6 protein-coding genes are annotated in these 8,891 nt (G+C 72.0%); 3 read left to right on the plus strand and 3 right to left on the minus strand.

The window, feature by feature from the left end; genetic code table 11:
- Positions 1-67: 67 nt before the first annotated feature.
- Positions 68-4,594 (minus strand): S8 family serine peptidase, encoded by a 4,527-nt coding sequence (locus tag ACFWE2_RS22960; RefSeq protein ID WP_377226523.1) that lies wholly within the window; start codon positions 4,592-4,594, stop codon positions 68-70.
- 186 nt (positions 4,595-4,780) lie between these two features.
- Here ACFWE2_RS22960 and ACFWE2_RS22965 point away from each other — a divergent pair, with 186 nt between their 5' ends.
- Positions 4,781-5,236, plus strand: coding sequence for a cupin domain-containing protein (locus tag ACFWE2_RS22965; RefSeq protein WP_377226524.1), 456 nt, complete (start codon positions 4,781-4,783; stop codon positions 5,234-5,236).
- 103 nt (positions 5,237-5,339) lie between these two features.
- On the opposite strand, the gene hisD is transcribed toward ACFWE2_RS22965, so the two are convergent.
- Complete coding sequence (gene hisD, locus ACFWE2_RS22970) at positions 5,340-6,665, minus strand: histidinol dehydrogenase (RefSeq protein WP_377226525.1); 1,326 nt, start codon at positions 6,663-6,665, stop codon at positions 5,340-5,342.
- Positions 6,666-6,704: 39 nt separating this feature from the next.
- Between hisD and ACFWE2_RS22975 the strand changes: the two genes are divergently transcribed.
- A complete protein-coding gene (locus tag ACFWE2_RS22975) occupies positions 6,705-6,971 on the plus strand; it encodes an RNA-binding S4 domain-containing protein (RefSeq protein ID WP_377226526.1) in 267 nt (88 codons plus the stop codon).
- A gap of 33 nt (positions 6,972-7,004) precedes the next feature.
- On the opposite strand, the gene ACFWE2_RS22980 is transcribed toward ACFWE2_RS22975, so the two are convergent.
- Positions 7,005-7,409: a pyridoxamine 5'-phosphate oxidase family protein gene (locus ACFWE2_RS22980; protein ID WP_377226527.1), complete on the minus strand. Its 405-nt coding sequence runs from the start codon at positions 7,407-7,409 to the stop codon at positions 7,005-7,007.
- Between the two features lie 133 nt (positions 7,410-7,542).
- On the opposite strand from ACFWE2_RS22980, the gene ACFWE2_RS22985 reads away from it, so the two are divergent.
- Complete coding sequence (locus tag ACFWE2_RS22985; RefSeq protein ID WP_377226528.1) at positions 7,543-8,862, plus strand: carbohydrate-binding protein; 1,320 nt, start codon at positions 7,543-7,545, stop codon at positions 8,860-8,862.
- The last annotated feature ends 29 nt before the right edge of the window (positions 8,863-8,891 follow it).

Raw genomic sequence — 8,891 nt, forward strand, 5'->3', positions numbered from 1 at the left:
GCCGTGGCGTAGCCCGACGTGCGGGCTGCGCCACGGCGGTGGTCGGCGTCTGGTCAGCGCCTGTGCGTCACAGGCCCTTGCACTGGCCCAGCTCCTTGCCCTTGGTCGTGTTCGGCGAACCGTTGTTCACCGGCGGCGGGTCGTTCTGGAGGCAGGTGAGCACCCCGGTGATCCGGTTGCCGCCGATGACCGGGCCCTCCGACCTGGTCACGGTGACGGGGCCGGTGATCCGGTTGCCCGCGCAGTCCGAAGCCGGGTCACCGATCATGACCCCGGAGCTGCGGGTCACGGTCAGGGTGCCCGTGATGCCCGTGTCGCAGATGCGCACCTCGGACGCCTCCGTTGCCTGTACGAGCGCGAGGATCCGCGAGTCGGTGACCCGCAGCCCCGCGCCGTCGGACACGGTGACTCGGCCGGTGACGGTGGCGCCGTCGATGCAGGTGGTGCCCTCATCGACGACGACGCGTCCGTCGTGCCGACCGGTGATCGTCTCGTCGCACGGCGCCAGACCCGTCACGGCGACGTTGACCGCCGCCACGGCGGGCTCGTCGAACGGGTCGGACGTGACGTGCTCGGCGGAGTTGACGTAGACGCCGGTGAGCGCGTCCGGATCCACCGTGACGTCGTACGAGAGCTCGACCGGGTCGATGTCCGGCCCCACGTAGTCGAAGCAGACGCTGCTGCCGTCGGCGATGGCGGCGGACGGGTCGCCCGCGTTCACGACGGCGGTGCCGAGCGTGCCGGCGAGGTTCTCGACGCCGATGGTGGCCGTGGCGGGCAGCGCTCCGACGTCGCCGTACTCGAACGTGATCTCGGGGCGGTCGTCCGCGACCGAGTTGTAGATCCAGGCCTGGAACGTGCCGACGGAGTTGGACAGGTCGGCCGGGTCGGCGTCGAAGGGGAAGGGGTCGTCCCACTGGACCACGGCGACCTGGCCGCCGGATGTCGCCAGCCGCACGCCGCGGTCGTTCGCGAGCGAGAGCTGCAGGTCGGACCAGAGCGGCGCGATCACTCCGTTGGGAGCCGCCGAGCTGGGCACCTCCTGCGGCGTCCACGGCTCTCCGGCATAACCGCCGGCGATCGTGACGAGGCCGTCGTCGGACACGGTGAGGTTCGGCGACTGGTCGGTGTAGTGCGGGAACGGGCCGATGTTCGCGAACGCGTTGACGGCGGCGCTGTCGCCGTCGAGCGAGCTGAACCCGACCCCCGCCGTCTCCAGGTCGAGGAACCCGGCCCACGCCGCACACTGCGGGTCGTCGGCGGGAGTCGACGCCTCATAGGCACCCACGGCGCCCACCTGCGTCGGCAGCTCGACCTCCCACGTGATGGTCTGGCCCTCGACCACGCCGCCGCCGGTCACCGACCCGGGATCGATGGTCAGCCCGTCGGGCACGGTGTCGGTCACCGTGTAGGTGAGATCCTCCGGTGTCACGTTGGGCGCGATCGAGATGTCGTACCCGACCGTCTCGCCGATGACGGCGGTCTCCGTCGACGCGGTCTTGGTCACGTCGTCGGCCACCCGGCTCAGCCGGACCGGGATCTCGCCTATGTCGCCGGCGTTGTCCGGCGAGGTGCCGAGCACCGCGGTGCCGAAGTACAGGTCGCCCTCGGCGGCGTCGGGCAGGTCCCAGTGCACGCGCACGTCGTACGGCTCGCCCACGGGCACCTCACCCTCCGGACCGGCCACGCCCGCGTTACCGAGGTCCTCGGACGGGACGACGGCGGTCGCCAGCGTGTGCGCGTCCGGCTGGCTGTCGCTGCCGCCCCAGTTCTGGACGACCACCCACCACGTACCGGCCTCCGGGTCGGGGACGTCGCACGCCTCGGCGGAGGACGACGTGGTGGAGGCGCACACCTGGGTCGCCGCGCTCGGCGTGTCACCGGTGCCGACGAACATGTCGAGGTCGGGCGCCTCGGCCGCGGTGATCTCCGCCACGAGCCGCTCCGCGCCGTCGGGCACCTCCAGCGTGGTGACGTGGACCTGGCTCAGGTCGTCGAACGCGTCACCGTTGGTGGGGTCCTGGCTGAGCGAGGCCTCGTGGAGGTCGGCCTCGACCAGGCCCTTCACCGAACCGGTGAAGTCGCTGACCGTCGTGGACCGAAGGTCGGTCACGGCCTGCGAGCCGGTGTTCCGGCGCGTGGTGATGTCGATCTCCTCGGGCAGGATCGCCCCGGACGGGACGACGGCGACCGGGAGCGTCACCGCCGGGACGTCCGGGTTGCTCGGGGTGAGCGTGATGCGTCCGAACAGCGTCTCGCCCTCGGGGGCGTCCGCCACGTTCGCGGTGACGGAGATGCCGAGCGCGTCGCCGGGGGACACGGTGTCCTGCGAGAGCGTCACGTCCAGCGACAGCCCGTCGTCGGCGACCGCAGCCGCCGTCCATGTCACGTCGGCCGGGGCGGACGGCGGCGGGACCGCCGTGCGCTCCCACGAACAGGTGGCCAGGCACTGGGTGTCGGCGAAGGACGGCAGGTTGAGCGACTTGGGGTCGCCGCCCGCCTCCGGGTCCGCGGCGAGGTAGTTCGCCGCCGTCTCGTCGAACAGCAGGCCCGCCTGCGCGGCGGCCCCGACGTCCATGTGGCCGCTGCCCTGCTCGTACGGCGTGGCGGGGGAGCCGTCGAAGTCCTTCACGCCGGTGCGGGCGGTCGTCATGAGCGCGGACTGCTGCTGCGCGGGGGTCCAGTCCGGGCGGGCCTGCGTGAGCAGGGCTCCGGCACCGGCCACGTGCGGGCTCGACATCGACGTACCCGAGATGATGCCGTACTGGACGTGGTCGTACGCGCCGTCGGCCACACCGTTCGCGGCGAGGATGTCGACGCCCGGCGCGGTGATGGACGGGACGATCGTGTCGACGGCCCGGTTGGGTCCGCGCGACGAGAAGCTGGCCATGGTGTCGCCCAGCGCGTCGTCGATGGTGAAGTCGGTGCCCGAGATCGCGCCGGTGTGCTCGGAGCCCTCGGCCAGCCAGGCCCGCAGCGTCTGGCCGTCGGCGTAGCTGATGGCGACGCCGGGGACGGCGAACGCGTCACCGAGCAGGGAGCCGGCGTTGGCCTCGTCGTTCGTCAGGACGAAGCCGGCGGCACCCTGCGCCGCGACGTTGGCAGACTTCTCGACGCGGCCGTTGCCGCCACGGGCGCAGACCACGATCTTGTCGGCGTAGTCCGCCTCGTGGCCCGTGGTCGCGGTGCACTGCGGGTCGCCTACGGAGCCCGCGTCGATGATCGCCGTGGCGGGCAGCGGCCCGGTCAGTGACTTGCCGGTCAGGTCGGGCAGGTCGGTCGTGCTGCTCGTCAGGTTCGTCAGGGCGTTCAGCGCGTGCCGGTTGTGGGTCGAGGCGCCCACCGACGTGATCCACGGGGCGTCGGCGGGGGAGCCGGTGGTGGCGAAGCCGGGGCCGTCGTTGCCGTTGGAGGTCGCCACGAAGATGCCCGCGGCGCGTGCGTTGAGGAACCCGATCGAGTCGAAGTCGTTCCACAGGTCGGACGGCGAGGACGAGCCGATCGAGTAGTTGATGACGTCGACGCCGTCCGCGATGGCCTGGTCGATCGAGGCCACGAGGCCCGCTGTGGTGCAGCAGCCGCGGTAGCTGATCACGTTGGCGTGCGGTGCGACGCCGGAGATGTCGAACGGCGGCGGGTTCGTTCCTTCTGGTGCGGTCGGCGTCACGTCGTCGACGACGTTGCCGCCCGACGTCGAGGCGGTGTGCGAGCCGTGCCCGTCCTCGTCCAGGGCGCTCCGGTCGTCGGCGGCGAGGAAGCCGTAGGCGCCGATCAGCTTGCCGTTGCACGGGAACTCGGGGTCGTACTGGTCGGTGTTCGCCGGGTCGCACGCGCCGAGGTAGTTGCCGGCGCCGAGCGGGTTGGTGTGCGTGTAGCCGTCGTCGCCGGTCTCGGCGAAGGAGGGGCTGCTCGGGTGGATGCCGGTGTCGATGGTGCCGATCACGACACCCTCACCCCGGTAGTCCTCCGGCAGGCCCAGCTCCTCGACGGCGTTCCACAACGCGTCGGCGTTGCTCCAGACGGGGCCGGCGTCCGTGTGCAGCTCGTGCTCCTTGTCGAGCGCGATGTGCGCGACGGCGGGGTCCTTGGCCACCTTCGCGGCCTCGGCCGGCGTCAGGACGGCGGTCAGGCCGTTGACGGCGAACTGGTACGTGAACGGCACCTCGACGTCGTGCCCGACCGCGCGTTCCATGCGGGTGACGAAGTCGTCCTGCTCCGCCTCGAGGAACTCGGTGTACTCCTGCACGCGGGCGGCGGACGGGTCGAGCGTGCGGCCGGCCCGGGGCGCGGTGGCGTCCAGGCCGGCGACGTCGCCGGAGTAGGTGGGCACCGCGGCGTCGGCGAGCCGGATCAGGTAGGTGCGCTCCGCCTTGCCCCGCCCGAGCGACAGCTTCTGCAGGGTGGCCGTTCGCTCGACGCCGGGCTGCGGTGTGGTCTCTGCCGGTACGAGGTTCTCGGCGAGTAGGTCGCGGGGTTCGATCTTGTCCGTGGCCGGTGGTGCCTGGGGTACCGCGACGGCTGCCGGCGCGACCGCCGCAGCCAAGGCCGTGACGGCCGCTATGACGAGCATGGGCGTTCTGGACCGGTGTGACATCTACGGCTCCCTCGATACAGCGGCGATGGGACGAGCGCGTGCAGGTGCTCGTCATTCCTCGCGCACGGTGGGGGCCGTGTCAATGATTCCGGGCGGGTTTCACCCAGTGAACGGCGATGCCTGTCACAGATGTGCGGGGCTGCCGGTCATCACTGGCACACCGATGTCTACGAGAGGCGCAGTGCCATGACAGTGTCAGAGAACCAGGCAGCACACGTGCACGGGGGCGGCGAGCACGCCGGGCCGGAGGGCTGGAAGACGGCGGCCACGATGCTGCAGGACGCGTCGCCCTTCACCGTCCCGGACGGCGCCTCGGCGATGACCGTGCACGTCCAGTGGGAGCCGGGCGACCCGGGAACTCCGCCGCACCGCCACTCCGGACCCGCGTTCGGGTACGTGGTCAAGGGCGCGGTCCGGTTCGAGATCGAGGGTGAGCCCGAGCGGGTCGTCGAGGCCGGCGGGACGTTCTGGGAGCCGGGCGGCGACGTCATCCACTACCAGGACGGCAACGCGCTGACCGACGCCCGGACGGAGTTCGTGGTCGTCATGCTGTGCGCGCCGGGCAAGCCGATGCTCGAGCTGGTCGACGAGGTCGAGCTGGCGGAGCGCGCCCACCTGCGCGCCCCGCGGCCCACCGCCTGAGCGACCTGCCCTGCTGAACCCCTTCGAGGTCTAGGTTGCTCCCTTCTGAAACGGTTCAGAACGGAGCAACCTAGACCTCGAAGCGGGGTGTCGGCCGACGACCTCAGTGGAAGCGGCCGCGGACCGCCTCGCCGTGGGCCGGGAGGTCCTCGTCGTTGGCTATCGCGACGATGCGGTCGGCGAGCTCCTCGAGGGCGTCCCGCGTGTACTCGATCTGCTGCACGGACTTCAGAAAGCTGTGCACACCGAGGCCGCTCGCGAAGTGTGCGGTGCCGCCGGTGGGCAGCACGTGGTTGGACCCGGCCATGTAGTCGCCCAGCGACACCGGCGACCACGGCCCGACGAAGATCGCGCCGGCGCTGTGCACGCGCGAGGCGACCCTGGCGGCGTCGGCCGTCTGGATCTCGAGGTGCTCCGCGCCGTAGGCGTTGACGACCGCCACGCCGGCGTCGAGGTCGTCGACCAGGACGATCGCGGACTGCGGGCCGTCGAGGGCACGCGCCACGCGGGTGGCGTGCTTGGTCGCGGACGCCAGGTCCTGGACCCGGGCCTCCACCGCGGAGGCCAGCTCGACCGAGTCGGTGACCAGCACGGAGGCCGCCATCGGGTCGTGCTCGGCCTGGCTGATCAGGTCGAGGGCCACGTGCCCGGCGTCGGCGGTGCTGTCGGCGAGGACGGCGATCTCGGTGGGCCCGGCCTCCGCGTCGATCCCGACGGTGCCGCGCACCATCCGCTTCGCGGCGGCGACGTAGACGTTGCCCGGACCGGTGATGACGTCGACGGGTTCGCACAGGGTCTCGCCGTCCTGCGGCTCTGTGCCGGCGGCCCCGTAGGCGAACATCGCCACGGCCTGCGCGCCGCCGACCGCGTAGACCTCGTCCACGCCCAGCAGCGCGCACGCGGCGAGGATCGTCGGGTGCGGCAGGCCGCCGTTGTCCTTCTGCGGCGGGGACGTCACCGCGAGGCCGGGCACGCCCGCCTCCTGGGCCGCTACGACGCTCATCACCACCGACGACGGGTACACCGCGAGCCCGCCCGGCACGTACAGGCCGACCCGCTGGACCGGGATCCAGCGCTGCCGCACGACGGCGCCCGGTGCGACGTCGGTCACGTGGTCGGCGGGAAGCTGCTCGGCGTGCACCCGGCGGACGCGGCGGATCGACTCCTCCAGGGCCCGGCGCACGGGCGGCGCCAGCCCTTCGAGAGCTTCGGCGAGGGCGGTCGCGGGGACCCGCAGGTGCTTGGGGGCGATCCCGTCCAGCCGGAGCGAGATCTCGCGCAGCGCGGCCGCGCCGTCCGCACGCACCTGGCGGAGCAACGGCTCGACCACATGGACGGCCTCGTCCACTCCGACCTCGGCACGGGGTAGGACGTCCAGGAGGGCGCGGCGCCCGAGGGACCGGCCGCGCAGGTCGATGCGTTGGATCACCTTGCCAGTCTATGGCGGCAGGCGGGGGACAATGGTGTCGTGTCCAACTTCGCAGCCGAACCCGGTCCCGTGTCCAGCTCCGGTCCAGTGCCTGAGGTGCCGATCCGCGACGACGTCATCCGCCTGGGGCAGTTCCTGAAGCTCGCCGACCTCGCCGAGGACGGCGCGCAGGCGCGCGACCTGATCGCCGACGGTGAGGTGCGGGTCAACGGCGCGGTCGAGCTCCGCCGTGGCCGCCAGCTCGTGCGCGGCGACGTGGTGGCGGTCTCGCTCCCGACGGGCGAGGAGTCGGCCCAGGTCGGCTGACGCCGGCGGGCGAGGCGTGCTCGGCGCGGCCGGTCAGGACGCCATGTAGGTCGAGGCCATCACCTTGTCGACCGTGACGCGCAACACGATGCGGTCCGGGTTCGGGCCCAGCTCGCGGTAGCGGCGCGCGTACCGCGCGACGGCGTCGGCGATCTCCGCCTCGTCCTCGCTGACGGCGATGGTGCCCTCGAGCGTTATCCAGCGGCCGCCCGCGACCTGGCAGAGCGCGGCGCGCTGGGCTCCGCCGTCGGGCAGGGGGGCGGCGTGCCGGGCCTTGAACGAGTTGCGGTTCGTCGTGATCCGCGCGACCCCTGCCTCGGCGTCCCAGGTGAAGGCGACCGGCACCACGTGCGGGGTGCCGTCGGGACGCAGGGTGGTGAGGGTCGCGAGGTGGCGCTCCGTGACGAAGACGAGCTGCTCGGGGTTGAGTCGGATCACTACGCGAGTCTAGGTCGGCGCGGACGGGCGCCCGGCGCCGCCCGGAAGCCCGGTGTGGGTTCCCCGTATTCCCCGCCGCTCGCTGTTTGGCTAGCGTTCCTGACAAATTAGTGTCAGAGCCTGGGGAGTGGTCATGAGACGACGTACATCGTTCCTGGCGGCAGGTGTAGCCGCCCTGCTCGTCACGGGACTGGCGATCCCCGCGGTCATCGCGCAGACCGGTCCGGTGGCGCGGGCCGCTGCCGCCGACTGCTCGGCCGCGACGTGGGCCGAGGGCCGCACCTACGCCGTCGGCGACCACGTGACCCACCTCGGCCGCGGCTACACCGCCCGGGTCGGGCACACCGCACACGTCGGCGCGGGCTGGACGCCCGGAACCACGCCGAGCCTCTGGACCGACGACGGCGCGTGCGCCACCCAGCCCGACCCGGACCCCACGGACCCGACCCCGGACCCCGACCCCACCGACCCGACGCCCGACCCCGAGCCGACGCCGACGGACTGCGGCCAGCGCCCGCGCCCGTCGGGCAAGGTGCTGCAGGGCTACTGGGAGAACTGGGACGGCGCGAGCAACGGCGTGCACCCCGGGATGGGCTGGATCCCGGTCACCGACTCCCGCATCACGCAGCACGGGTACAACGTCGCGACGCTGGCGTTCCCGGTGATCCGGTCCGACGGGACGGTGCTGTGGGAGGACGGCATGGACTCCGGTGTCCGGGTGCCCAGCCCCGAGGAGATGTGCGCAGCCAAGGCGGCCGGTCTGACCATCCTCATGTCGATCGGCGGCGCGACCGCGGGCATCGACCTGTCCTCGCAGGCCGTGGCCGACCGGTTCGTCGCCACCATCGTTCCGATCCTGCGGGAGTACAACTTCGACGGCATCGACATCGACATCGAGACCGGCCTGACCGGCAGTGGCAACATCAGTCAGCTCTCGACGTCGCAGGCCAACCTGATCCGGATCATCGACGGGGTCCTCGCGGGCATGCCCGCCGGGTTCGGGCTCACCATGGCGCCCGAGACGGCCTACGTCACCGGCGGCAGCGTCGTCTACGGCTCGATCTGGGGCTCCTACCTGCCCATCATCAAGAAGTACGCCGACAACGGGCGGCTCTGGTGGCTCAACATGCAGTACTACAACGGGTCGATGTACGACTGCTCGGGCAACTCCTACGCGGCGGGCACCGTCGCGGGGTTCCGCGCCCAGACGGACTGCCTGAACGCCGGGCTGAACATCCAGGGGACCACCATCCGGGTGCCGTACGACAAGCAGGTCCCCGGCCTGCCGGCCCAGCAGGGGGCGGGCGGCGGGTACATGGCGCCGACGCTCGTCGCGCAGGCGTACGGCTCGTACAACGGCGCGCTCAAGGGCCTCATGACCTGGTCGATCAACTGGGACGGGTCGCGCGGCTGGACCTTCGCGGACAACGTCAAGGCCCTGCAGGGCCGGTAGCGCCGCAGGGCCGGTAGCGTCCCAAGGGA

This window comes from Promicromonospora sp. NPDC060271, assembly GCF_042726755.1.
Lineage (GTDB): Bacteria > Actinomycetota > Actinomycetes > Actinomycetales > Cellulomonadaceae > Promicromonospora.